At 34.2% G+C, this 25,896-nt stretch carries 25 protein-coding genes; 21 read left to right on the forward strand and 4 right to left on the reverse strand.

The window, feature by feature from the left end:
- Positions 1-138 precede the first annotated feature (138 nt).
- From ilvD to infC, 3 genes are read left to right on the forward strand one after another with little or no spacing between them, the layout of a single operon-like run.
- Complete coding sequence (gene ilvD, locus ACLHDE_RS01045) at positions 139-1,827, forward strand: dihydroxy-acid dehydratase (RefSeq protein WP_415397305.1); 1,689 nt, start codon at positions 139-141, stop codon at positions 1,825-1,827.
- Between the two features lie 15 nt (positions 1,828-1,842).
- Complete coding sequence (gene thrS, locus ACLHDE_RS01050) at positions 1,843-3,651, forward strand: threonine--tRNA ligase (RefSeq protein ID WP_415397306.1); 1,809 nt, start codon at positions 1,843-1,845, stop codon at positions 3,649-3,651.
- 20 nt (positions 3,652-3,671) lie between these two features.
- Positions 3,672-4,163, forward strand: coding sequence for a translation initiation factor IF-3 (gene infC / locus ACLHDE_RS01055; protein ID WP_415398555.1), 492 nt, complete (start codon positions 3,672-3,674; stop codon positions 4,161-4,163).
- 2 nt (positions 4,164-4,165) lie between these two features.
- Here infC and ACLHDE_RS01060 read toward each other — a convergent pair whose 3' ends face one another.
- Positions 4,166-4,342, reverse strand: a complete 177-nt coding sequence (locus ACLHDE_RS01060; RefSeq protein ID WP_415397307.1) for a hypothetical protein — start codon at positions 4,340-4,342, stop codon at positions 4,166-4,168.
- Positions 4,343-4,438: 96 nt separating this feature from the next.
- Complete coding sequence (locus tag ACLHDE_RS01065) at positions 4,439-5,752, reverse strand: MFS transporter (RefSeq protein ID WP_415397308.1); 1,314 nt, start codon at positions 5,750-5,752, stop codon at positions 4,439-4,441.
- Positions 5,753-5,848: 96 nt separating this feature from the next.
- Between ACLHDE_RS01065 and rdgB the strand changes: the two genes are divergently transcribed.
- Entirely contained in the window at positions 5,849-6,436 is a 588-nt protein-coding gene (rdgB, locus tag ACLHDE_RS01070; RefSeq protein ID WP_415397309.1) for an RdgB/HAM1 family non-canonical purine NTP pyrophosphatase, read from the forward strand.
- A 339-nt stretch (positions 6,437-6,775) separates the two neighbouring features.
- On the opposite strand, the gene ACLHDE_RS01075 is transcribed toward rdgB, so the two are convergent.
- On the reverse strand, positions 6,776-7,546 hold the full coding sequence (locus tag ACLHDE_RS01075; protein ID WP_415397310.1) for an undecaprenyl-diphosphate phosphatase: 771 nt from the start codon (positions 7,544-7,546) through the stop codon (positions 6,776-6,778).
- 144 nt (positions 7,547-7,690) lie between these two features.
- Between ACLHDE_RS01075 and ACLHDE_RS01080 the strand changes: the two genes are divergently transcribed.
- The 17 genes from ACLHDE_RS01080 (at position 7,691) to ACLHDE_RS01160 (ending at position 24,375) form a co-directional block, all read left to right on the forward strand.
- Positions 7,691-8,818 (forward strand): pyridoxal-phosphate-dependent aminotransferase family protein, encoded by a 1,128-nt coding sequence (locus ACLHDE_RS01080; protein ID WP_415397311.1) that lies wholly within the window; start codon positions 7,691-7,693, stop codon positions 8,816-8,818.
- The gene (locus tag ACLHDE_RS01085) at positions 8,819-9,667 is read left to right on the forward strand and encodes an ATP phosphoribosyltransferase regulatory subunit (RefSeq protein ID WP_415397312.1); all 849 of its coding nucleotides are present in this window, start codon (positions 8,819-8,821) and stop codon (positions 9,665-9,667) included.
- 21 nt (positions 9,668-9,688) lie between these two features.
- A complete protein-coding gene (locus ACLHDE_RS01090) occupies positions 9,689-10,936 on the forward strand; it encodes an adenylosuccinate synthase (protein WP_415397313.1) in 1,248 nt (415 codons plus the stop codon).
- Between the two features lie 142 nt (positions 10,937-11,078).
- On the forward strand, positions 11,079-11,501 hold the full coding sequence (locus ACLHDE_RS01095; RefSeq protein ID WP_415397314.1) for a flagellar export protein FliJ: 423 nt from the start codon (positions 11,079-11,081) through the stop codon (positions 11,499-11,501).
- A complete protein-coding gene (locus tag ACLHDE_RS01100) occupies positions 11,498-12,007 on the forward strand; it encodes a MotE family protein (RefSeq protein ID WP_415397315.1) in 510 nt (169 codons plus the stop codon). The genes ACLHDE_RS01095 and ACLHDE_RS01100 overlap by 4 nt, the downstream gene beginning before the upstream one ends.
- A gap of 74 nt (positions 12,008-12,081) precedes the next feature.
- Positions 12,082-12,636 (forward strand): DUF507 family protein, encoded by a 555-nt coding sequence (locus tag ACLHDE_RS01105; protein WP_415397316.1) that lies wholly within the window; start codon positions 12,082-12,084, stop codon positions 12,634-12,636.
- Positions 12,637-13,761 carry a glutamine-hydrolyzing carbamoyl-phosphate synthase small subunit gene (carA, locus tag ACLHDE_RS01110; protein ID WP_415397317.1) on the forward strand — a complete coding sequence of 375 codons (1,125 nt, stop codon included), beginning with the start codon at positions 12,637-12,639 and terminating at the stop codon, positions 13,759-13,761.
- Between the two features lie 240 nt (positions 13,762-14,001).
- Positions 14,002-15,495, forward strand: a complete 1,494-nt coding sequence (gene ccoN, locus ACLHDE_RS01115) for a cytochrome-c oxidase, cbb3-type subunit I (RefSeq protein WP_415397318.1) — start codon at positions 14,002-14,004, stop codon at positions 15,493-15,495.
- A 15-nt stretch (positions 15,496-15,510) separates the two neighbouring features.
- Complete coding sequence (gene ccoO / locus ACLHDE_RS01120) at positions 15,511-16,203, forward strand: cytochrome-c oxidase, cbb3-type subunit II (protein ID WP_415397319.1); 693 nt, start codon at positions 15,511-15,513, stop codon at positions 16,201-16,203.
- A gap of 13 nt (positions 16,204-16,216) precedes the next feature.
- The gene (locus tag ACLHDE_RS01125; protein WP_415397320.1) at positions 16,217-16,420 is read left to right on the forward strand and encodes a cytochrome c oxidase, cbb3-type, CcoQ subunit; all 204 of its coding nucleotides are present in this window, start codon (positions 16,217-16,219) and stop codon (positions 16,418-16,420) included.
- 9 nt (positions 16,421-16,429) lie between these two features.
- Entirely contained in the window at positions 16,430-17,353 is a 924-nt protein-coding gene (locus ACLHDE_RS01130; protein WP_415397321.1) for a c-type cytochrome, read from the forward strand.
- 10 nt (positions 17,354-17,363) lie between these two features.
- Positions 17,364-17,573: a DUF4006 family protein gene (locus ACLHDE_RS01135; RefSeq protein WP_415397322.1), complete on the forward strand. Its 210-nt coding sequence runs from the start codon at positions 17,364-17,366 to the stop codon at positions 17,571-17,573.
- Positions 17,574-17,683: 110 nt separating this feature from the next.
- A complete protein-coding gene (locus tag ACLHDE_RS01140) occupies positions 17,684-18,370 on the forward strand; it encodes a 3-dehydroquinate dehydratase (RefSeq protein ID WP_415397323.1) in 687 nt (228 codons plus the stop codon).
- A complete protein-coding gene (locus tag ACLHDE_RS01145) occupies positions 18,357-18,863 on the forward strand; it encodes a FixH family protein (RefSeq protein WP_415397324.1) in 507 nt (168 codons plus the stop codon). Before ACLHDE_RS01140 ends, ACLHDE_RS01145 begins: the two co-directional genes overlap by 14 nt.
- A gap of 14 nt (positions 18,864-18,877) precedes the next feature.
- Positions 18,878-21,229, forward strand: coding sequence for a PD-(D/E)XK nuclease family protein (locus tag ACLHDE_RS01150; RefSeq protein ID WP_415397325.1), 2,352 nt, complete (start codon positions 18,878-18,880; stop codon positions 21,227-21,229).
- Positions 21,229-23,946, forward strand: a complete 2,718-nt coding sequence (locus tag ACLHDE_RS01155; RefSeq protein ID WP_415397326.1) for a RecB-like helicase — start codon at positions 21,229-21,231, stop codon at positions 23,944-23,946. The genes ACLHDE_RS01150 and ACLHDE_RS01155 overlap by 1 nt, the downstream gene beginning before the upstream one ends.
- Positions 23,947-24,006: 60 nt before the next feature.
- Positions 24,007-24,375 (forward strand): hypothetical protein, encoded by a 369-nt coding sequence (locus ACLHDE_RS01160; protein ID WP_415397327.1) that lies wholly within the window; start codon positions 24,007-24,009, stop codon positions 24,373-24,375.
- Here ACLHDE_RS01160 and ACLHDE_RS01165 read toward each other — a convergent pair.
- Entirely contained in the window at positions 24,367-25,896 is a 1,530-nt protein-coding gene (locus ACLHDE_RS01165) for a GGDEF domain-containing protein (protein ID WP_415397328.1), read from the reverse strand. The two genes, ACLHDE_RS01160 and ACLHDE_RS01165, sit on opposite strands and share 9 nt — an antisense overlap.

A 25,896-nucleotide genomic window follows, 5' to 3' on the forward strand; every position in this document is an offset into this window, starting at 1 on the left:
TTTTTGCCACTTATTTTTTAAGTGAGCGGAATTATAGCCATTTTATTTTTGTTTGTAAAGAGTTTTCATGGGAAATATAAAAAAAAATGGTATAATCGCACTTATATTAAAAAGAACAATTATGGTACAAGGATTTTTATGAGAAGTGACATTATAAAAAAGGGCTTTGATAAAGCTCCTCACCGATCACTACTAAGAGCAACAGGTCTTAAAGATGAGGACTTTGATAAACCGTTTATCGGAATAGCAAATAGCTACATTGATATTATCCCAGGGCATTTTTTCTTACATGAGTATGGAGAAATAGTAAAAGAGGCTATTCGTGAAGCTGGTGGTGTGCCATTTGTTTTCAATACTATTGGTGTTGATGATGGGATCGCTATGGGTCACGAAGGTATGCTTTACTCTCTTCCTTCTCGTGAAATCATCGCTGACTCTATAGAAACTGTAATGAATGCTCACCAGTTAGACGCAATGATCTGTATTCCTAACTGCGACAAAATTGTTCCCGGTATGATTATAGGAGCACTTCGTGTTAACGTTCCTACTATTTTTGTTTCAGGTGGACCAATGGCAGCTGGACATAAGGCAGATGGCACGCCTATAGATCTTGCAACTGCGTTTGAAGCGGTAGGTGAACATGCTGAAGGTAAAATGACAGATGAAGAACTTTATGAAATAGAGTGTAACGCTTGTCCGTCTGGCGGAAGTTGTTCTGGAATGTTCACAGCTAACTCTATGAATACTCTTTGTGAAGCTATGGGTATAGCACTTCCTGGAAATGGAACTGTTTTAGCTATGACTCCTGAGAGAATTGCAATGGTTAAAAAAGCTGCTAAGCGCATAGTTGAGTTGGCTAAGGAAGATAATCCTGCAAAAAACAATCTTCGTAATATTTTAAATGAAAAAGCTGTGCATAATGCATTTGTTGTAGATATGGCAATGGGTGGAAGCTCAAATACTGTACTTCATATGTTAGCAATTGCAAAAGAAGCTGAAGTTGATTTCCCAATCGAAAAAATCAATGAAATCGCTGATAATGTAGCTCATATCGCTAAAATTTCTCCATCATTAACAACGGTTCATATGGATGATATTGACAAAGCTGGTGGTGTAAACGCAGTTATGAAAGAGGTAAGCCGTAGAGGTGGACTTCTCTATCTTGACAACCCAACTGTAACTGGAGAAACTCTTGGTGAGAGAATCAAAGATGCTAATATTTTAAACGAAGAGATTATTCATACAAATGAAAATGCTTACTCTCAAGTTGGCGGTCTCTCAATTCTTTTTGGAAACCTTGCTTTAGAAGGTGCTGTTGTAAAAACTGCAGGAATTGACCCAACTATGAGACAGTTCAAAGGACGTGCAATTTGTTTTGACTCTCAGCCAAAAGCAATAGCTGGTATTATGAGTCATAAAGTAAAAGCTGGTGATGTTGTAGTTATCCGCTATGAAGGTCCCAAAGGCGGTCCTGGTATGCAAGAAATGCTAGCTCCTACTGCCCTTATCCAAGGAATGGGACTAGGTGAGAGTGTTGCGCTTATCACAGATGGTCGTTTTAGTGGAGCTACAAAAGGTGCATCTATTGGTCACGTTTCTCCAGAGGCTGCAGAAGGTGGTCTGATAGCTCTTATAGAAGATGGTGATGAGATAGAACTTGATACTGACAAGCACTTATTGCAACTAAATGTAAGTGAAGAAATTTTGGCGAAAAGAAAAGCTGCATGGAAGCCTCATAAAAATGAAGTTAAATCTAAGTGGTTAAAAAGATATCAACTATTAGTTTCTAATGCTTCAAACGGTGCAGTATTAAAAACTGAATTATAAAAAGGAAAATTATAAGTGAACGTAATTGCTATAAAACATAATAATCAAATTATTGATTTACAAACTGCTGAAGAACTTGGGCATGAGGGTGAGCAGATTCATCTTGATAACTCAGAGGACTCTTTAGAGGTTCTTCGCCATTCAACAGCGCACCTAATGGCTCAAGCAGTAAAGTCACTCTACCCAGATGCAAAGTTTTATGTAGGACCAACTGTAAAAGAGGGTTTTTACTATGATTTTAAAACAGAGTCAGAGATAGGTGAGAGTGACCTTAAAAAAATAGAAAAGCAGATGTTATCTTTTGCTAAGAAAAAGTACCCAATTGAGAAGTACTCTATCTCTATGGATGAAGCAAAAGAGAAGTTCAAAGATGACCATTTAAAACTTGCTGTAATGGACAGAATACCTGATGACACAGTTAGCATCTATAAGCAAGGTGAGTTTGAAGACCTTTGTCGTGGACCTCACTTGCCAAATATTGGTCTAATCAGATATTTTAAACTTACTAAAATATCTGGTGCTTATCTTGGTGGAGATTCTAAAAACGAGATGCTAACTCGTATATATGGTATAGCATTTGCAGATAAAGAATCGCTTAAAGCTCATATGGAAATGTTAGCTGAAGCTGAAAAACGTGACCACAGAAAAGTTGGTGGCGAGATGAAGCTTTTTACTTTCCGTGAAGAAGTTGGAGCAGGTTTTCCTATCTGGCTGCCAGCTGGCGGAAGACTTCGTGCAAGATTAGAGAGTCTTCTTTATAAAGCGCATCGTAAACGTGGTTATGAGCCTGTTCGTGGACCTGAAATGCTAAGAAGCGATCTTTGGAAAACATCTGGGCACTACCAAAACTATGGTGAAAATATGTATTTCACGAACATAGATGATGTAGAGTTCGGTGTAAAACCAATGAACTGTGTTGGTCATATTAAAGTATATGAAGATGAGCTTCACTCTTATAGAGACCTACCTATCAAATATTTTGAGTATGGAGTAGTTCACCGCCATGAATTTACTGGTGCTCTTCACGGGCTTTTTAGAGTTCGTGAGTTTACTCAAGATGATGCCCATATTTTTTGTACATCAGATCAAATTGAAGAGCAGATTATTGAAGTTGTTGATTTTGTAGATAAAATCATGTCAACATTTGAGTTTGACTATAAAATGATGATTTCTACTAAACCTGAGAAGGCTGTTGGAAGTGACGAGGTGTGGGAAATCTCTACACAGGCACTTAAAAATGCAATGGACAAAAATAGTCTACCTTATGAAATAGATGAGGGTGGTGGAGCCTTCTACGGACCTAAGATTGATATTAAAATTACAGATGCCATCGGTCGTGAGTGGCAATGTGGAACAATCCAGTTAGATTTTAATCTTCCGGAGCGTTTTGAGCTTGAATATAATGGTGAAAATAACGATAAAATACAGCCAGTTATGATTCACAGAGCAATTTTAGGTTCTTTTGAGCGTTTTATTGGTATATTAACGGAGCATTATGCTGGAGAGTTTCCAATGTTTATCGCTCCAACGCAAGTAGCCATCGTTCCAATTGCTGATACACATCACGGTTATGCGAAGGAATTAGCGGATAAACTTATCGATATAAATGCCGATAGCGAAATTTACAACAAAAATGATTCTTTAAATAAAAGAATTAGAACAGCAGAAAAAACGAGAGTTCCTATGCTTGTTATCATAGGTGATGAAGAGGTTGAAGGTAAGACTGTTGCAATTCGTGACAGAAGAACTAGAGAACAATATAATTTAAGCGAAGATGAATTCTTGAAGCTTATACAAACTAAAATAAATGAGGTAAATTTTTGAGCAAAAAAGACCGTGTCATAATGAATGACGATATCCGTGTAGCAGAGTTAAGATGTAGTATAGATGGAGGAGAGTCACTAGGAATCATTTCTACTGATGAAGCTATGAGTAAAGCAAATGAGTTAGGTATGGATTTAGTTCTTATCGCTCCTACTGCAAAACCACCAGTTGCTAAAATCATGGACTACGGTAAATATAAATACCAAGAAGAGAAAAAACAAAAAGAGCAAAGAAAAAATCAGGTTAAAATCGTTGTAAAAGAGATTAAACTATCTGTAAAAATTGCTGAAAATGATGTTGCTTATAAAGTTAAGCATGCAAGAGAGTTCTTAGAAAAAGGATTTCATGTAAAATTCCGTGTATTTTTAAGAGGTCGTGAAATGGCACATCCTGAGGCAGGTAAAGAAGTTCTTCTTCGTGTTTGGCCAATGGTTGAAGATATAGGTGTGATGGAAAAACCACCTAAGTTTGAAGGACGCTACTTTAATATGTATGTTACTCCTCAGAAGTAGTATTATATTTTTCTGTAGTCAATTCCCTCTTCACATGTAAAGATGAGATTTTGTATAATCTCATCTTCATCAGTCTTTCCTTCCCCAAATTCATCTAAAAAACTAAGTTGAATTTTTCTCTCTTTTTGAGTATCAATTTCTTCATAACTTAATAGATGTTCAATATATAAGTCATTCATGTTTCATCCTTGAATAGAAGTGTATAAAAATAAAGTGTGAAAAAAATGTAAAAGAAATCTTAAGTAGAAAAGAAGGGTAGAGGAGAAGCTAAAATCTTATTTAGAGATTTTAGCTTTTAATTCATCTTCTTCTATAGCACCTGCTATATATTTAATAACTACTAGATTTTCTGTTTCATTTACATACCATTCAGCGATATGCTCATTTTCAAGTTTATTTAGTTTCTCTGTATCTATATCGTCTTTAGAGATAAATAGATGAGAATGTTTAGTAGGATTTTGTAATTTTAGAGTCCATAGTAACCAAATAGTAGCTAAAACAGCTACAGAGATGCCAATAGTCTCTCTATCGCTAATATTAAGCATTAGACCTGCTAGCGTACCACCTATGAAGGTAGCAAAATAAGCAACAGAGTTAGAGATGCCAAGAGCTGCACCTTTTTGGTGAACTTTTGCAAACTTAGTAATCATAGATTGAACAAGTGGCTCCATCATGTTGAATGCTATAAAGAACATTGAAACACCAACGATGAAAAGTGTGCTTGAAGCAGTAAGTCCCATAATTAAAAATGAACCTATAAATAATACGATTGAGACTAAAAAGATTTGTTTAGGTTTATTATGCTTTTCACCAAAAACTGCTGCAGGTCCCATAGCAATAAGTCCTAGAACCATAGCTGGCAAGTAAGCCATATATAGGTCACTTTTTTCCCAAGCAAAAGCATCACTTGTTAAGATAATAGGGATAAGAACAAAAGCAACAGTCATTAAACCTTTTTGCATCGCATTAATAATAATCATATTTAAAAGATTTGAATCTTTTAAGATATCAGATGTTTTAGCTTTTTTGTGGTAAATATGTTTTATTCTTGGAGGAGTTGGTACTTTAGTAAATAGAAGTATCATAGCAAATACTGATAAACCAGCTGTAATGAAGAAAAGAGTATCAACACCGTAAGAAGCTCCAATTACAGGTCCAAGACCCATAGCCGTTGCAAAACTAAGAGCAATAGTAGCTCCCATAATTGCCATTGCCTTACCTCTAACTTCTTCTTCAACTAAATCAGAAATCATTGCAGTAATAACTGAACCAATAGCTCCAGCACCTTGAAGAAAACGCCCTAGCATCAGAGTATAAATATCTGTTGCAAATCCTGCGATAAGTGAACCAATAAGAAAGATGATAAGCCCAACAAGGAGAGTTGGTTTTCTTCCTATTTTGTCACTCATTACTCCAAATGGAACTTGAAAAATAGCTTGAGTCAGAGCATAACCACCAACAATAATACCAACCAAAAGAAGATTGTCAGTCATAGATGCTGCATAAAGTGAAATAACAGGTAGAACTAAAAACAGACCTAAAAATCTAAGTGAGATTATAGCGGAGAGAGGAAAAACTTTTTTAAACATGTATTGCCTTTAAGTAGAGTGCATTACTACTTTTATTTGAGTATAATTTCGTGATTATATATAAAAGATTATTACAAACACTATAAGGAATGAAATTTGAAATTAGTTTTAGCTACATCTAATAAAGGTAAAGTAAGAGAGATACAGGCACTTTGCCAAGATTATGAAGTTATTCCATATAGCCAACTTATAAAAGAATTTGAAATTGTAGAAGATGGAGATACTTTTAAAGAAAATGCTCTTATAAAAGCGAGAGCGGTTTTTAATGCTTTGAATGATAAAGATGTAATAGTTTTAGCAGATGATAGTGGTATAAGTGTAGATATACTTGATGGTAAGCCTGGCATCTACAGTGCAAGACATGCTGGTGCAGATGCAAACGATAAAGATAATTTATATAAACTCATAGATGATATAAAAGCCAAAGGCGTAAAATCTTCACCTGCACACTATACTGCTGCAATAGCAATAGTTACAAAAAATGGTGAGTATTGTGTTCATGGTTGGATGTATGGAACTGCTTTAACAGAGACGATTGGTGAGGGTGGCTTTGGTTATGATCCTATGTTTGTTCCACTTGGATATGATAAAACACTTGGTGAGTTGGATGATGAAATTAAGAAAAAGCTTTCTCATCGTGCAAAAGCGTTAAGTCTTGCAAAGAAAATTATAAAAAGTTTTTAAGGTCCGTCCGTGGATCTTAGATCATAAATCGATAAAACATCCTTGAGCATCTTTAGTGATTTAAGAACTGTTTGTAACTAAGTTTTATAAAAACTTTAGACTTAAATTATAGAAAGAAGTTTCTAGTCTATCTATAAAACTATGTAAGTGGTCGTTGTATCTGCTTATAATATGCATAATACCTCCTATATAGTGAAAATTTCTTTGATGATCAAACATTTATAAAGTAAACGTTTAGCCGAAAAAGAAAAAAAACTTACTCCGTTGACAGATGTCAGAGCAAATATAGCAAACATTATTCCATTTTATAAAACCTAGAAAATAAGTAAGTTTTCTTTGCTAATTAATCAGCACTAAAAGTAAAACACCAAAGATAATTCTATAGACGCCAAATGCAACAAATGTAAACTTTTCTAAGAATGCCAAAAAGAGTTTTATAGTTAGGTAAGCTACAAAGAATGATACTACAAAACCAACCGCTAAAGTCATAAGATTTGCATCACTAAACTCATGATAATGCTTCAGTAAATCATAGGCTGTAACGGCGCTCATAACAGGAAAAGCAAGTAAAAAACTAAACTCAGCACTTGCTTTTCTGCTAAGACCTACTAGCAGTGCTCCGATGATTGTAGAACCAGCTCTACTTGTTCCTGGAATAAGGGCAAAAATTTGAGCAAATCCAATTATTAGAGCTTGCTTTAAGGTGACTTCTTCAACATCATCAATTAACTTTGTCTCATTTGGTATGAAAAATTTCTCAACAATTAAAAATATCACACCGCCGACTATAAACATGATAGCTACTATCTCTATACTAAAGAGTGCTTTTATCTGTGATGAGAAAATAAAACCGACAGCACCGATAGGAACAAATGCAAGAAAAACTTTAGTCCAAAGATCTATTTTTTTAAAAGTAAATTTATCTTTATAGTTGAAAATAACAGCTAAAATTGCTGCAAATTGTATGATGACTTCATAAGCTTTTGTAACATTTGTTTGGTCTATACCTAAGAATTGGCTGGCTACTATTAAGTGCCCAGTAGATGAAATAGGTAAGAACTCCGTAAAGCCTTCTATAATTCCTAAAATGATTGAATCTACTATTGTCATAAGAGCACCTTTGTTAAAGAAAAAAATAAATTTGTCATGATAGACTTATCTGGATGAAATCTTAGCATATAATAATCAAGAATTTAAGTTATTTCGATATAATACGAGGTTTTAATTTATAATATAAACTATGCAGGAACCTAAATGTTACTTTTTACACCTGGACCAACTCCAGTACCTCAAAATGTACGTAATGCTATGAGTGATGAAACTATGCATCACCGTACACCAGAATTTGAAGCAATCTTTGAAAAAACAAGAAAACATCTTTTTAATCTTTTTAATACTGATGAAGTTATTATGCTTGCATCTAGCGGAACTGGTGCTATGGAAGCGGCTGTTATAAACCTGTGTCACAACACTCTTTTGAATGTTAACTCTGGAAAGTTTGGAGAGAGATTTGGGAAAATTGCAATTGCTAATGGCTTAGGAAATGTTGAGATAAAAAATGAGTGGGACACACCTGTAAGCGTAGAAGCAATTGTTGAAGCTGTTAAATCAAACAGTAACATTGACGCTATTGCTGTACAGATTAGCGAATCAGCTGGTGGACTTCGTCACCCTGTAGAAGAACTTGCAAAGGCTGTAAAAGAGATAAATCCTGAGATTATGATTATTGCTGATGGTATCACTGCTGTTGGTGTTGAGAGAATAGATGTGACAAATATTGACTGTCTGATTGCAGGTAGTCAAAAAGCACTTATGCTTCCTCCAGGTCTTTCTATTATTGGACTTAGCAACAAGGCAATCGAGAAAATTGGAGCTGGAAAAGGTTACTACCTAAACCTTGCATCTGAGATAAAGTCTCAAAGAAAAAATACAACGGCATTTACCGCTGCTACCACTTTAATCATTGGACTTCTGGAAGTTTTAGAGACCATAGAAAAACAAGGTGGAATAGGAGTGCTTTATTGCAATACAGCTAGACGTGCCAAAGCTACAAAAGCTGCACTTGAAGCGATAGGTTTACATATCTATCCCTCTACTCCTGCAAAAAGTATGACAACTGTTGACGATAAAGATGCATCAAAAATTCGTTCAGCTTTAAAAGAGGAATATGCTGTAAATGTGGCTGGCGGGCAAGATCATCTTAAAGGCAAAATTTTTCGTATAAACCAGATGGGATTGATTGAGCCATATGAGTCTATTTGGGTTGTAAATGCAATAGAACTTATATTGCACCGTATGGGACGATTAGAATACGCTGGAATTGCTTCAAAAGTATATAACGAAACTTATTTTTTAACCGCATTAGAAAAAAAAGAGATATAGATGATATTAGAGCATGAAATTCCAAATGGTTCTAAACTTTACTTTGGTAAAAGCGCTAAAGTAAAACGCCATATTGAAAAAGTAGCTAGTGATATTTTGGATGCTGATGGATTTGAAGAGATTGTTACTCCAATATTTTCATACCATCAACACCTAAGTATCGCGAATGAAAAAGAGCTTATAAAGGTAAATGATGAGATGAACAACTCTCTATCTTTAAGAGCAGATTCTACTATAGATGTTGTTAGAATTATTCAAAAACGCCTTGGAACAAATACTGAACAAAAAAAATGGTTCTATATTCAGCCGGTACTGCGTTATCCAACTGAGGAACAGTACCAAGTTGGCGTTGAGTTTATGGGAGAGAAAAATCTATCATCTGTTATGAACTTAGCAGTTGATATTTTTGATAAACTAGAGATAAAACCTTTAATACAAATTTCAAATATAAGAATTCCTAAAATTTTAGTAAATATGTTTGGCGAGTTAACACTTGATGATTTTCGTCATCTTAATATAGAGAAATTTTTAAACTTAAAAGTTGAGTGGGTAGAAAAACTTGTATATCTTCAGCATATAGAACAGGTTGATGAACTTTTAGAAATTGTTCCCCAAGCGATTAAACAAGAGTTACTTAAAATGAAAGAACTGTGTATAGAAACCAAGTTTGATAACACAGTTTTAGCACCTATGTACTATGCAAAAATGCTTTACTATGATGAGTTGTTTTTTAGAGTAATAGATAAAAATGAAGTATATGCTAGAGGTGGAAGATATAAAAATGAGGATCTTACTTCGGTTGGATTTGCAATTTATACAGATGCACTTTGTGAAACATTAACTAAATAAGAATAGAGAGAAAGAGGAAATATGAAAGCAGATTTAATTGTAGGTATACAGTGGGGTGATGAAGGAAAAGGCAAGATAGTTGATAGACTAGCATGTGAATATGATATGGTTTGTAGAAGTCAAGGTGGTCACAATGCAGGTCATACTATTTGGGTTGATGGTGTTAAGTATGCACTTCACTTAGTTCCTTCAGGTGTTTTAAACCCCGAAGCAATCAATGTAGTTGGTAATGGTGTAGTCCTTTCTCCTGAATCAATTATCAAAGAGATGGTTCAGTTTGAAAACTTAGAAGGTCGTCTTTATATTTCAGATAAAGCGCACTTAAATCTTTACTACCACGCTTTGGTTGATCAAGCTAAAGAGAAACTAAAGGGCGATAAAGCAATTGGTACAACTGGTAAGGGAATTGGACCTGCATATGCAGATAAAATCAATCGTACCGGTTTTCGTGTTGGTGAGCTTTTAAATCCTGTAAAACTTACTGCTTCAATCCTTGAGTATTTTGAACAAAATAGACAAGTATTTGATATTTATGAAATACCTACTCCAATTGAGTCTGAACTTCTTGGAGAACTTGAAAGTTATAAAGCTAAATTAGCTCCTTTTATTACAGATACAACTCAGATGGTATGGAGAGCTCTTGATGAAAATAAGAGAATTCTTTTAGAGGGTGCTCAGGGTACACTTTTAGATATTGACCATGGAACTTATCCTTATGTAACGTCATCTGCTACAGTCTCAGCAGGTGCTTGTACAGGTCTTGGTATTAACCCTAAAGATATTGGTAAAGTTATAGGAATAGTTAAAGCTTACTGTACTCGTGTTGGTAATGGACCTTTTCCAAGTGAAGATTTCGGTGAAGACGGTAAAAGACTTGGAGAGCAAGGTCATGAGTTTGGAACAACGACTGGCCGTGCTCGCCGTTGTGGTTGGTTTGATGCAGTAGCAACGCGCCATGCTGCTCGCTTAAATGGTTGTGATGAATTAGCGCTTATGAAACTTGATGTTCTTGATGGTTTTAATGAAGTAAAACTTTGTGTAGCTTATGAATTAGATGGTAAAGAGATAGATTACATGCCATCAAACCTTGAAGATGTAAAACCAATTTACAAAACATTTAAAGGCTGGAATAACTCTGTAGGTGCAAGAACTTTTGACGCACTTCCTCAAGATGCACAAGATTTCGTAAAAACTATTGAAGAAATAAGTAAAACAAAAGTAGGTATAATTTCTACTTCTCCTGAGAGAGATGATACAATAATATTATAGATGAAATCTAAAATTGCACTAGTGCAATGGGTTTTCTGCCGAAGAAAACCTAGCGTTAGCGTAGTCAGCGGAATTACTTCCGATGGCGTTATAACATAGATGAAGGTTTCCTTCATTTTATGCAATAAAATTAAGGATTATTATGAAGACTCGTTTTAGCTCTTTAGTAAAATTAAAAAAAAATACTATGGATAAAAGCGAGCAAGTTGTTCAAAGAGCCAATGCAGACCTTAATAGCGCTGCAATAGCACTAGAAATCTCTTACCAATCAATCAAAGATATAACACCACCACAAAACGGCAGTATGAAAGATTTTATAGCCAATAGAACTCTTTTGTCTTCTGGACGTGGATTGATAGAACATAACAAAGAATGGACTAAATTTGCCAAAAATCAAGTAGAGTCAGCAAAAGAAAAACTAAAACTTGATATGATTGAGCATGAAAAGTTCAAATATTTAGAGCTTCAAGAGATCCAAAAAGAGATAAAAAAACTTAAAGTAAAAGAAGCAAAAGATTTAGATGAAGTTGCTCTAATGATTTATGCGCAAAAGGGAAAAAATTGAGAATATTTATATTATTTATGTTTACTTTCACATCTCTTATAGCTCTACAAACTAGTGATAGACTCTTTGACTGTACTCAAATATTTAAAGAAAGAAAGAGTGAGCTTCTAGTTGAACTAGAGAGAATCGATGAGCAAAAACAAGCACTAAGTTCTTTAAAAATCGCAACAGAAGAACTATTAAAAAAGAAAGAGATTAGACTTGAACAAAAAGAGGAAATAGTAGATAGAAAACTTAATGAAATTACTATAAAAGAAGAGTCAATAAAAAAAATGCTTAAAAGAAATGAAAAAGTTTTAAAAGAAATAAAAAACTTAAAAATGGATAAAATAGCTCAAACTTTTTCAAAAATGAAAGCGGGTTCAGCTGCAAGTATTTTATCAGATATGGATGCACAAGAAGCCGCTTCGATTCTAAGCTCTTTAAAACCAAAAACTGTCGGAAAAATTTTGACCAAAATGGATTCCCAAAAAGCTTCTGTCCTTACACTACTTTTAGCTAAATAACAAAGAGCATAATCAAACTCTAATCATAATTATTGTAAAATGCATAAATTATTTTAAACAAGTAGGGTCTATCAATGAAAATATCACTAAAAGCTATACCGCATATATCTAGCAGAGTTGCAATTGATTTAAACAAAAGTGGTGTTGTTACGATGACTAAAGGCCTTGAAGCTGTTGCTCATGAGGCCGAAAAGATACTCACCCAAAATGTAAAACAAGAGATGGCACTTGAAGAAAAAGCTGGTGATATCTGTGATGAAAACGAAGAAGAGATAGAGTTTCAGTTCGTAGATGAAAGACAACTTTTCTTTATGATAAAGAAAAAGCTTGCTCCTGAATTTGGAGTAATATTAAATTATGAAGAGAGATACTCAGATATTTCTCATAAGATTTTAGATGAACTTTACGAAGAAGATCTGATTCACTTTGAAGTTACAGAAAATCGTATTAAAAATATTATCTACAGTGCGATTACATCTTTTATTGCAGATGCATCTGAGATGGATGATGCAGTAATGGAAAAAATAAGATCATATAAAAAGAGATATATTCCTGGAACAGATGAGTTTGATATTTTATATGAAAAAATATATAGAGAAGAGTTAATTAAAAGAGGTATGGAGAAGTAAATGAAGGCATATGTTTATCTTGAAAATGGAACTTTTTTAGAAGCAAATAGTTTTGGCGCAAGTGATACAGTTGTAGGTGAAATAGTTTTTAATACATCTATGAGTGGTTATCAAGAGATTATGTCTGATCCATCTTATGCCGGTCAGTTTGTTACATTTACAATGCCAGAGATTGGTAATGTTGGTGTTAATGATCAAGATATGGAAAGCTCTAGTGCTCATGCTAAGGGTATGATAGTTAGAAAGTATCAAAAAAGATATTCAAACTTCAGAGCAGAGGAGTCTTTAGGGGCTTTTTTGCTTAAGTACAACATTATGGGTATCTGTGATATTGATACAAGATTTTTAACTAAGATGATAAGAGACGAAGGTGCTATGATGATGGTAGCATCTACTACTATTAGCAATAAAGATGAACTAAAGAAAATTTTAGAAGATTCTCCTCGCATTGAAGATGTTAATTATATTGAGCAAGTAAGTACAAAAACACCTTATAAGCATGAGAGTTCAACTTATTCTGGAACTCTATTTGAGTATGAAGTTGCACCAACTCCAGAAGCTAAGATTGCTGTTATCGATTTTGGTGTTAAACGTAATATCCTAAATGAAATTGTTTGTGCTGGTATCGGTGTTGAAGTTATTCCAAATGATTTTAAAGCTGAAGATTTAATAGAGAGTTATAACTCTAAGACGATTGATGGCGTATTTTTGTCAAATGGTCCAGGTGATCCACTTGTCCTAAAAAAAGAGCAAGAGCAAATCAAAAAATTAATTGCCGCTAAGGTTCCAATGTTTGGTATATGTTTAGGACATCAACTTCTTTCTATCTCTCACGGTTATGACACGTTTAAATTAAAGTTTGGTCACCATGGTGGAAATCATCCTGTTAAGAATATTAAAACAGGATTTGTAGAGATTACAGCACAAAATCACAACTATAATGTACCTGATAATATTATAGAAATTGCTAGTGTTACTCATACTAATCTTTTCGATGATACAATCGAAGGGTTAAGATACAATGACTCACCTATTTTTTCTGTTCAGCATCATCCAGAGGCAAGTCCTGGACCTAAAGAGAGTAGATATATATTTTCAGAGTTTTTATCTCTTATTAAAAGATAAAAAAAGATGCCTCTCGGTATCTCCTGATATTCACTAAACTTTCAAAATTATTTTCTTAAATAAATATAAAATTACTAAAGTAAACAAAAAACTAATAATTAAGTAAATTTGTCATGAAATAGTCATTTTTTAAGATACTTTAAACTTTTCTATGGATATAGTAGCAATGTTAATTAGTCTAGTTGATAACTATGTTATTTAATTAGGCGTAATTGCTTTGAATCTTTAAGGAGGCTATATATGGAGAATCGTCCATTAGAGTACGACTATACGGTTGCAAAGATGTTCATGTTTACAACAATTGTATTAGGAATTGTTGGTATGCTCATCGGTGTAATCTTAGCTTTTCAACTTGCTTATCCAGGGGTAAATTTATTCCTAGGTGAGGGTTTAGCTGAGTACACAAACTTTAGTCGTCTTCGTCCATTGCATACAGATGCAATAATATTTGGTTTTACACTAAGTGGTATTTTTTCTACTTGGTATTATGTTGGTCAGCGTGTTTTAAAAGTGTCAATGGCAGAGTCAGGTCTATTGATGTTTTTAGGAAAATTACACTTTTGGTTATATTTAGTAGGTGTTGCAGCAGTTGTTGTTTCATTACTTGCTGGTGTAACAACTTCAAAAGAGTATGCTGAATTTGAGTGGCCAATCGATATCGCTATTGTTATTGTATGGGTTATTTGGGGTATGGGTTTATTTGGTCTTATCGGTATTCGCCGTGAAAAGTCTCTATATATATCTATTTGGTACTATATTGCTACTTTCCTAGGTATAGCTATGCTTTATCTTTTCAACAACATGGAGATTCCTACAATATTAGGAACTGCTGCTGATGGAAGTAGTGGACATGGTGCTTGGTATCATTCAGTATCTATGTATGCTGGTACAAATGACGCACTAGTTGAGTGGTGGTATGGTCATAATGCTGTTGCATTTGGTTTTACTGTTCCTATTGTTGCTATGGTTTATTACTTTTTACCAAAAGAGTCTGGTCAAGCTATTTATTCATATAAACTATCATTACTCTCTTTCTGGGGATTAATGTTTGTATATTTATGGGCTGGTGGTCACCACTTATTATACTCAACTGTTCCAGATTGGATGCAGACTATGGGTTCAATATTCTCGGTAATTCTTATTCTTCCTTCATGGGGTTCAGCGATTAATATGCTTCTTACAATGAAGGGCGAGTGGCAACAAGTTGCAGCTTCTCCATTGATTAAATTTATGATTCTTGGTTCAACATTCTATATGTTCTCAACATTAGAAGGTCCTATTCAAGCAATTAAATCTGTTAATGCAATCGCGCACTTTACTGACTGGATTGTTGGTCATGTACATGATGGTACTCTTGGTTGGGTTGGCTTTATGATTATGGCTGCACTTTATCACATGGCTCCTCGTGTATTCAAGCGTGAGATTTACTCAAAAAGTCTTATGGCTACACAATTTTGGATTCAAACTTTAGGTGTTGTTTTATACTTCACTTCTATGTGGATCGCTGGTATTACTCAAGGTATGATGTGGCGTGCTCACGATGAATTTGGTAACTTAGCTTACTCTTTCATTGATACAGTAACTGTTCTTCACCCTTATTACACTATTCGTGGTGTTGGTGGACTATTATACTTAGTTGGTTTCTTGATGTTTGCTTATAACATTTACAAAACTATGTCTGCTCGCCCTGTTGAAGAGTCTGAGCTACAATCAGCATCGCCTATGGGCGCTTAATAGAAAGGATATAATATGTTTCATTGGTTAGAAAAACATCCGTTCTTTTTTGCGGTAGCGGTGTTCTTAACAATTGCTTTTGCAGGTTTAGTTGAAATTCTTCCAAACTTTGCGCAAGCATCTCGTCCGACAATCGGTACTGCTCCATACTCTACTTTAGAGTTAGCAGGTCGTCATGTTTATATTAAAAATAGCTGTAATGCTTGTCATTCACAGTTAGTACGCCCATTTAAATCAGAAACTGACCGTTATGGTCACTACTCTTTAAGTGGTGAGTATGCTTATGATCGTCCATTTCTATGGGGTTCTAAAAGAACTGGTCCAGATTTAATGCGTGTAGGTAACTACCGTACTACTGACTGGCACGAAAATCATATGAAAAATCCGGCTGCTGTTGTTCCAGGTTCAATTATGCCTGCATACCGTTGGATGTTTACTAATGCTACTGATATCAATACTGCTTATGCAGAACAGTTAACAATAGCACAGTTCTTTTCAGTTCCTTACAATAAGCCAGTTCCTATGAAAAATGGGTCAACTACAGTTGTTAAAATGGGTTCAAGTGTTGCAGATGCAAATGCTCTGGCTTTAGCTGAAGCAAAAGTAATTGCAGCAGACATGAAAGATCAAGACGTTAAAGATGCAGTAGCAAATGGTAAAATACCTGAAATAGTTGCTTTAATTGCATATTTAAATAGTCTTAAATAGTTAAAGGATTATAGTGGATATTGCACAATTACAGGCTTATGGTTATTTTACACTAGTACTTTTTTTAGTAATTGCACTCTATGGTTATATTTACCATTTGTATACGAAAAGAAAAGATTCTAATGGTGTTGACTATGAACAATATAGCAATATGGCACTACACGATGATATAGATGATACTCCGGTATTATCTAAATCAGACGACAAAGAGAAATAGGAGAGATATATGAATAAGCTTTATCTTGGGGGGATTATCTTTACCGCTGCTATGCTACTGTTCACTTACATGTCTGTAGTTGGTTCAGAAGGTGGTTTAAATGATGATATCGTCAATATGCTTGCAGTTGCAGGCGCGGTTGCTCTTGTAATAATTACAGTATTTGTAGTTATCAAGTATGTTCGTCAAATGCAAACTGATACTGCCGATGGTCAACTTGCTGACGAACAATGGGATGGAATTGGTGAGTATTTAAATGAGTTGCCTATGGGTTGGGCAGTATCATTTTTCTTACTTATAGTTTGGGGTATGTGGTACTTTACAATTGGTTATCCAGTAAATGCATATTCACAAATTGGTGAGTATAATGAAGACACAGCAGCTCATAATGCTAAGTTTGAAGCGCAGTATGCATCTATTACTGGTGACAGACTTATAGAAATGGGTGAGTCAGTATTTATTGCAGAATGTAAAATATGTCATGGTCTTAAGGCTGATGGTATTGATGGCAAAGCTGCAAATCTTAATCAAAGAATTGAAGCTAATGTTGTTAAATTTGCTGTAGAAAATGGTTCAAACAATCAACTGCTTGGTATGGAAATGCCTATGCCTGATCGTAATGGACTTTTCAATGCTAACACAGGTGCTTTAATTTCAGATGCTGAGATTAATGTTGTATCTGCTTATGTTGCAAATGGTATGACTGGCGCTGGCGCTGATATATTTGCTGGTACTTGTGCAGCTTGTCATGGTGAAGACGGTAAAGGTATGGAGTATGTAGCACCTAGTGTTGCAACATTTAGTCCAACACTTGTTACTAATGTTCTTAATCATGGTAAAAAAGGTGTTATCGGTAAAATGCCGGCATTTGATAGACTCAATGCTAAGCAAAAAGAAGCTGTTGGTGCATACATCACTAGCTTAAGTAAATAAGGAGTCAGGTATGAATGAAAATAGAAGCGTATTTGCTCTTGATGGAATTACTGGCATGTTGATTGCAACAGTATTGTTACTGAGTATCTTGGTTGTTCTTACAACTTTGGGCCTTGGTGTACAAAATGCTAATGCAACTAATTATTATAAAATAGAAAATGAAAAATCAATCAAAATGTTCAGTACTGAAAATGCTAAACATGTTGTTGATGTGAAGTAAGGGAGTAGATAATGGATAAGTTAATAACTTTAGGTCTTGTAGTTATGGCCGCTTATACGCTTTTCGCAGTTCTTACACCTAATCATCTTTATGTTGGTTAGGTAGTTTCATTGAAAATTTCAAGAGGGCTTGCGGCCCTCATCCTCACAATATTTTTTCAAACATCGCTTAGTGCAGAATATTTATATAAAGATGAAGTGATATTTAACCCAGCATTTAACGCCGAAGTTAATAAGCTAGGATCAGAACTTTATGAAAAGACTGGAATATCTTTAAGACTTGTTATGCTTAAAGAGTTGCCAAATAAGACAAACATAGTGGCATATGAGCAAGAGTTAATGAAAAACTTTTCTTCACCTACTGTATTGCTTACATTTTCTGAGATGAATTCTAAAGTAGATATACTTGCATATCCAACCTCTTTATATGAGTATTTTGATAAAAAACAGGTACTAAGTCCTATTTCATCACCTGTTCAGGCTTTTGTAATCGCACTGCTAAATTTAGATTTTAGTGATATGACAAGTGGCGGTACAATTTTACCACTACTTGCCGGTAAAGCAAAAAAAGGTGAGATATTAGGTAAATATTCTGCGTCAATGTTTAATGGTTATGCAGATATTGCAGAGCAGATTGCAGACTCTAAAGGCATTGTGTTAGAAAATGCCGTCGGAAATGCTAATAAAACAAGTATCCTGCTTATAAAAGTATTGTTTTACGGTTTTATAGTTTATGGTATATTTCTTTATATAAAAAGAAAACTATATATAAGAAGGCAGAAACTTGAGCAAAAGTAACGGAAAAATTTGGCCATATGCAATAGGCACATCAATAGTATTAGTTTTTGGGGCTTGCGTAGCTACAATTGTAGTTGCAAATAAACTTCCAGTTGAGAAGAGTGATACTTACATGATGGGTTATCACGAAGCAGATGCAAAAGCTAATGAGCTTATTAAAGCTCGTATAGCCTTTGATAAAAAGTACACGATATCATATGCTACAGATGGGCTTAGATTAGACGGTAGTGTTATAAAATATAAGGTTAGTGACTTAAACTCTCAGGATATAGATAACGCTAAGATAGAAGTCGTAGTTACTAGACCAAATAACCACAAGTATGACCAAAATCTAAACTCCCCAACTTATGAAAACGGTGTTTACTCTTTTTCTTCTATCAAATTACCTGTTGAAGGTAGATGGGATATTATGGCTAAAGTTAGTGTTGGTGATTTGCAAAGGTATTACAATATTAAAGCTGATACAAGAGATAAAGAGGTCTCGGAGTATTAAGCTATAATACTGCCATGGATAATACAACTATAATCTTACCATCTGCTCGTGCAATCCGTCACGAGCAACTTAAAATAGAAAATCAAACACTTTTTTTACCAAACCACATTACAATGAGTGAGTTTATCTCCAAACTCTGCATAGTAAAAGATTTCAAGATGACAGATGAAGACAGCAGAGTCTTGCTTCTGCTTGAAGCTTCGGACTTTAACTCCTTTAAAAATTTACAAATCCAGAGAAACTTTTTTACATTTACAAAAAATTCATCATATATATTTAAATTTTTTGAAGAACTAAGTGCAGAGATGTATGACATAGACATGCTCGATACATCAGATGTATACGCTGAGTATGAAGAGCATATAACAATTCTTCAAGAGTTGTATAAAAGATATGAAAAGTTGTGTAGTGAACGAAAAATTCTTGATAAAATATTTTTGCCAAAACAATATGAGTTTAATGAAGATTATGCACGTTCTCATAAAAATATAGAACTTCACGTAGTTGGGCATCTAACAAATTTTGAGTTAGAGTTACTTCAAAAATGTTGTGAATTTAGCACTCTGAATATAATATTTGATACTTCTAAATTCAACACTAAAATGCAAGATACATTTAATAAATTTTTAGGTTTTGAACTCGAAGTAGGTTACAGATATAAAGTATCTTTAAATGAAAAAGAGTTACTTGAAAAAGAGAGAGTTGAGCAAAATTTAAATATCAGTTGTGAATCATTTAGCGAAACAATGTTGCAAGTCGCATTTGTAAAGAAAAAAGTTTACGACTACATAGAGAGTGGATATGAAGCTCAAAAGATTGCGGTTATATTGCCGGATGAGAATTTTGCAACACTGTTAAAAACTTTCGATGATAAGTCTAACTTTAACTTTGCAATGGGTGAATCATTCTCTAAAACAGAGATATATGAAAAACTAAACTCTTCGTGCAAAGCTATAGAGCAACTATCACAGGAAAATAGTGCAAGACTCGGGAGAGTCGGTGATGAGATTTATAAAGAGCTGTTTAGCATCTACTATAAAAAGGTGCAAGAAGTAGAGATCATAGATTTTTTATATGGTTTTTTAGAGAGCTGCAGTGTAACTAAGGTTGAGAAAAAAATCTTTAAAGAGCAGATTTACGCTCTTAAAAACATACTACCAAGTATGAAAGATATGAGTGTAAAATCTATTATCTCACTTTTCCTGCAACGTTTAGCATCTGTAAGTATAGATGATGTTAGAGGTGGAAAAGTAACTGTTATGGGTGTCTTAGAAACGCGTGCTATAGAGTTTGACGCTGTAGTAATAGTAGACTTCAGCGATGGTAATGTTCCAAGACGAAGTGATAAAGATATGTTTTTAAATACAAACATAAGAGAGATGGCAAACCTACCAACAATGAGTGACAGAGAAAACTTGCAAAAACACTACTATGAGATGCTGATAAACTCTTCTAAAGAGGCTGCAATCTCTTTCGTGGCATCTGAGCAGAGTAGTGCATCTAGATTTTTAAAGCATCTGGGCATCAAGGCTGAAAATAAATATGAAGAACTAGACTATGCTGGGGTGCTTTTTGATAAATCAACACCAGCTGTAAAAGAAGAGAAAAAGATAGAAATGGAATACAGCTTCAAAGATGTAAAACTCTCTGCCACAAAACTAAAAACATTTTTGACATGTAAGAGAAAATATTATCATAAATATATAGAGCTTATAGATAATCATGAGATTCCAAAAGATATGCCAGCAGAATGGGAAGTCGGAACAGCTGTTCATGAAGCACTAAAAGAACTATATAGCAAGAAAAATTCATACAGTAGTTTAGATGACTTAAAAAGAGATTTAAACAATGAACTTGATGATGTTTGCGGAGCGAGTGAGTTAGACAGATATCTTATAGATATGCAAAAAAGAAGATTAGATACATTTTGTGAAAAAGAGATAGAGCGTTTTAGAGATGGCTGGCAGGTAAAAGAGTGTGAAAAATCTTTGGAGTGTTCATTTGCAGGAATGACTCTAAGAGGTGTTATAGACAGAATAGATGTTAAAGACGATGAAATCTTCGTACTTGATTATAAAACAGGTTCTTACCCTCTCTACACTACAAAGACATTCCCAGATGCTACAGACTTTCAGCTAGAGTTTTACTATCTTTTAGCATCTACACTTGGAAGAGTCACTGCATGCGGATATTACGATCTTAAAGATTCCAAGATAGTTCCTGAGGCTTTTTTAGAAGAGAAACTAGAAGTACTACAGTCAAATATAAAAGACTTGTTGATGATTGAAGATGTAAACTTTGAGAAGACCGAAGATGCTAAAAACTGCCTTTTTTGTGAGTATAAGATTATGTGTGGGAGAGAGTAATGTTTAAAAACAATCTAGCCTACGAAGCGAGTGCGGGTAGTGGTAAGACCTTTATGCTTGTTGTGCGTTATCTCTCTCTTTTGTTTAAAGGTGCTACTCCTAACAAAATCTTGGCTCTTACCTTTACAAACAAAGCAGCCTTTGAGATGCAAGAGAGAATTGTTCTTACATTAGAAGAGTTGGAGCATCGAGGCGAGTTAGATGAGATAGTAAAAGTCACGGGTTTTTCTCGTGAGCATCTACTTCAAGAGCGAAAAAGAATCTTAGATGAGTTTTTAAATTCAAACTCTAAGATTATGACTATAGATAAGTTCTTTGCTCAGATACTCCGTAAGTTTTCACTCTATGCATCTTTAATGCCAGACTTTACTACTATGAGTTCTCAGCATGAGTTGAAACTTCTTTCACGCTTTTTAAAAGAGGTTAGTGTAGCGGGTAAAAAAGATACCCTTATAACTTTATCTCTTCAATCAAACAAGAGACTAGGAGATATCTTTACTCTGCTTGATGAGTTTTACATAAAGCATCAAGAACTCTCGCATCTAAAGTTTGAAAAACAAGATTTTATACATTTTGAACAAGTTGCTATGCAAAATCTTGGGTTTTTGCGCGATATCATTAACAGATGCGAGGGTGCATCTGCGACAGTTAAAAAAGCTGTAGAAGCTGATGACTTTGAGGAACTTGCATCTAAGCCTTGGATAGGAAGAGAGAGTTTGGACTACAGAACTTTTTCAAAGTGCTTTACTCCAGATATGAACTCTTTACTTACTAGAATCCAAGAAGCAGTAAAAAACCAAAATCGAGCAAAAGAGCAAAACTTTTTTTATGCTTTGAGTGAACTCACCGGCATCTATCAAAAAGCAAAAAAAGCACTATATACAGAAGACAGCGAACTTAGTTTTAATGATGTAACAGTTTTGGTTTACCACATTTTAAAAGAGCGAATAGACAGTGAGTTTTTATACTTTAGACTTGACTCTGCTATAGAACATATACTGCTTGATGAGTTTCAAGATACGAGCATACTGCAGTATGAGATTTTAAAACCGCTTATAGATGAGATACTCTCAGGAAACGGTGTTAGTGAAGATGGAAGCTTCTTTTTTGTTGGAGATGTTAAACAGTCCATCTATAGGTTTCGTGGTGGAGTAAGTGCTCTGTTTGGAGCTGTAAAAGAAGAGTGTCATACTGAGGTAGAACCGCTTCTTACAAACTATCGCTCTCAAAGAGAGGTCATAGAGTTTGTAAACTCAACCTTTGAGGGCAAAATTAAAAACTATGCTCCGCAAATCGTAAGACCAGAAGCAGATGCGGGATATGTAGAAGTAATAAATAGTGATGAGATATTAGAGGAGACTCTAAAGCAGATTAAAAGGGTTATCTATCTTGGTGCAGACATCAATGAGGTAGCAATTCTTTGTGCTACAAATGGCGATGGCGAAGTTATAAAACAGATGCTCCAAGATGAGAACATAGAGGTTGTAACAGAAACAACTACAAAACTTATAAATCAGCGTAGCGTAAAGGCTGTTTTGGAATACTTGAAGTATCTATATTTTGAACAAGAGATATATAAACATAACTTTTTCGCTCTTATAAATCAAAAGTCAAGAGATATAGCAAAAATTGATTTGACTAAAACGAAGCTACTAAGACTTATTAAAAATGTTATAGCTGAGTATAGACTATTTAGTGATGATTTTCATCTTATACGTTTTTTAGATGTCGTAGGAAAGTACGAAGATATTGAAGCACTTTTATTTGAGTATGAGAGACTAGATGCCAGTGGTGCTGCATCTGATTTGAACGGTGTAAGAGTTTTAACTGTTCACAAATCAAAAGGTTTGGAGTATGAGCATGTGATAGTAATGGACAGACTAAAAAAAGCTCCGCCTGCCAGAGATGCAATTATCTATGAATATGATGGAATAAAACTTGAAGACGTATATCTTCGTATTAAAGGCAGAGACGCTATAGATGCTGAGTATGAAGAGGCACTTGCAAAAGAGAAGTATTTGACAAAAGAAGATTCTCTAAATGCACTATATGTGGCATTTACAAGAGCTAGAGAAAACCTGTTTGTTATACTCAAGTCAAAAGATTCAAGCTTTGATATACTAAATCTTGAACCAAAAAGCAGTGGAGAGCTTAGCTGTAAAAATACAAATGCACAGACAAAAGCACTAACGCCTTTACAAGAGATGAGATATAAAGACCTTTATTACGGAACGCAGAGTGATATTTTAAAACTAGAAGAGAGCAGTGAAGAAGATTTAAAAGCTATAAACTTTGGTTTGGCACTTCACTATATGCTTGAGATGCTTGGAAGTTTTACTTTAGAAGCCATTAGCAATGCTAAAGATATGATGCTAAACAAATACGGCTACTCTTTGCAAGATTCAGAGATAGAAGATATAGAGCGTAGAGTTGTAAGAGTGATAGAAAGTAAAGAGTTTATCTCTTTGACATCTGGAGAGTGCTATAAAGAAAAAGCACTTCGTTATAAAAATAATCTGCGCTATATAGATTTACTTATAAAACAAGATGATGGCTCATGGGCTGTAATAGACTACAAAAGTTCTATGAGTTATTCTGATAAGCATGTAGAACAAGTAAACTACTATGTAAAAGCTATTAAAGAGATAACGGGTGATGAGGTAAAAGGTTACATAGCCTACATACTTGAAGACTCCGTAGAGCTTAGTAAAGTTTAGATGCTAGGAAAGCTTATTTCATAATTAGATATAATAAACTATATATAAGAAGGGGAAAATATGAAAAATATCGTAACACTGCTTTTACTGACTTTGCTATTTGCCAACGCAGATGCTTCACAAGAAACTGATAATGAACAAGAGAGAAAGGCACAAAAGCAAGAGAGGAAAGTTGCAAATAAGAAAGCTAAACAAGCTACTGAAGCAGAAAAAGGAAAAGACAAGTGGGCAAGAAAGTCTGAAAAAAGAGAAGCTCGTAAAGTAAGAAAAGATACACAAAGAGAAAACAGACAAGAGAGATTTACTCAAAAAAAAGAAAAAAAGAAAGAAAGAAAACTTCAACAAGGCCAAAGTAGACAAGAAAAATGGAGTGAAAGTAAAAAGAGTAGAGAAGCAAGACAAAAAGTTGAATCTAAGGTATTAAACTGACTTTATTTTAAATACTTCAACTCTATTTCGTCCAAGTTGTTTAGCACTGTAAAGTGCTTCATCAGCTTCAGCAAAAATCATTGAATATTCAGAATGCTCCTCTTTTACACAGCTAATACCAATACTTGTTGTAACAACAATAGAATTAGATTCAAATTCTACAGGTTTTGTGGAGATAACTTTAAGTATTAGATTTGCAATTTTTATAGATGTCTCAAGATTAGTCTCAGGTAAAATAACTACAATTTCTTCTCCACCATATCGTCCAATAAAATCCGTTTCTCTTTGAGACTCTTTAATTCTGGAACTAATTTGTCTCAAAACTTCATCACCTGCTAAATGCCCATATGTATCATTAATATTTTTAAAATGGTCTAAGTCAATAATCATTACAGATAAGTCATGTTTATATCGTTTAGCTCTTTTAAACTCTAGAGCAAGATTTTCTTCTAAGTAGCGTCTGTTCCATAAATTAGTTAAGGAATCAGTTTTGCTGAGTACCTCTATCTCCTTAGTTCGAATTTCCACTAAATGTTCAAGACGTTCTTTTTCTTTACGAGATTGCTCTATGGCTGTAAAATAAATAAGACCAGAAGTTAATAGCGCTGAAAAAAGAGCTATAAAACTTGTGATTATTGCTGTATTAAGCAACTGGTTTTCATGCTTTACATATGTTGAAGCATCGATTAATAATCTTAGATTCGTTTTTTCATTTTTGTTATGTAGATTTGAATTAACTAATGTTACATATGTTGGTTTAGAGTTCACCATTGTTATTCCAGAATCTTTATTGTAGTTGTTCTTTAAATTCTTCCCAATTAAAGAGATGTCGCTACTAATATATATATTTTTCTCTTCATCAATAACTGAAATTTGTGTAATTGTCTTAGTTGAGGCAACATAGGCATGTAAAAAGTCATTTATATTTGTTTTCATCAATATGGCTAGGGAGTTTGTTACAGAAGCACTAATTGATTTTAGTAGATTTCGTATATCTACTTGTCTGTGAAGTAAGGCAGGATTGTTTTTTATCCCCTTTTTGAGGTTGTATTCAGATATGTCAACAGATAAGTCTACTATTCCTATAAGCTGGTTAGAAGTGTATATAGGATAGTAAATAGACATCACTTCTACATAATCACGGGTTTCAAAGAAGAAGGTGTTTAATTTTTTATCTCCTTGCATTGTTTCAATAAACCTTTTAGAGGTTAGAGTTTTTCCTATCTCTTCTTTGAACATAGAATTTCTAATACTTCCATCTGGATCAATGTATCTAAATTCGAATATTTCAAGTTTAAAAGAGATATCATCAACTAGCTTTTCAAGACTCATAGTTGATTTTATATCTTCAAATCGACCCATAGCTGATGAAACTGAGCTTGCGATATTTAAGGAATTTTCTTGCATACGTTGTAGTAATAGGTTTTTTTGGACTTTATAATTATAGTAAGAGAGGTAGGCAATACCAATTACTAATGATATTAAAATAATTGCTATTGCATGTTTTTTAATAAATGACAT

This window comes from Sulfurimonas iocasae (genome assembly GCF_047716755.1).
In the GTDB taxonomy this organism is placed as follows: Bacteria; Campylobacterota; Campylobacteria; order Campylobacterales; family Sulfurimonadaceae; genus Sulfurimonas.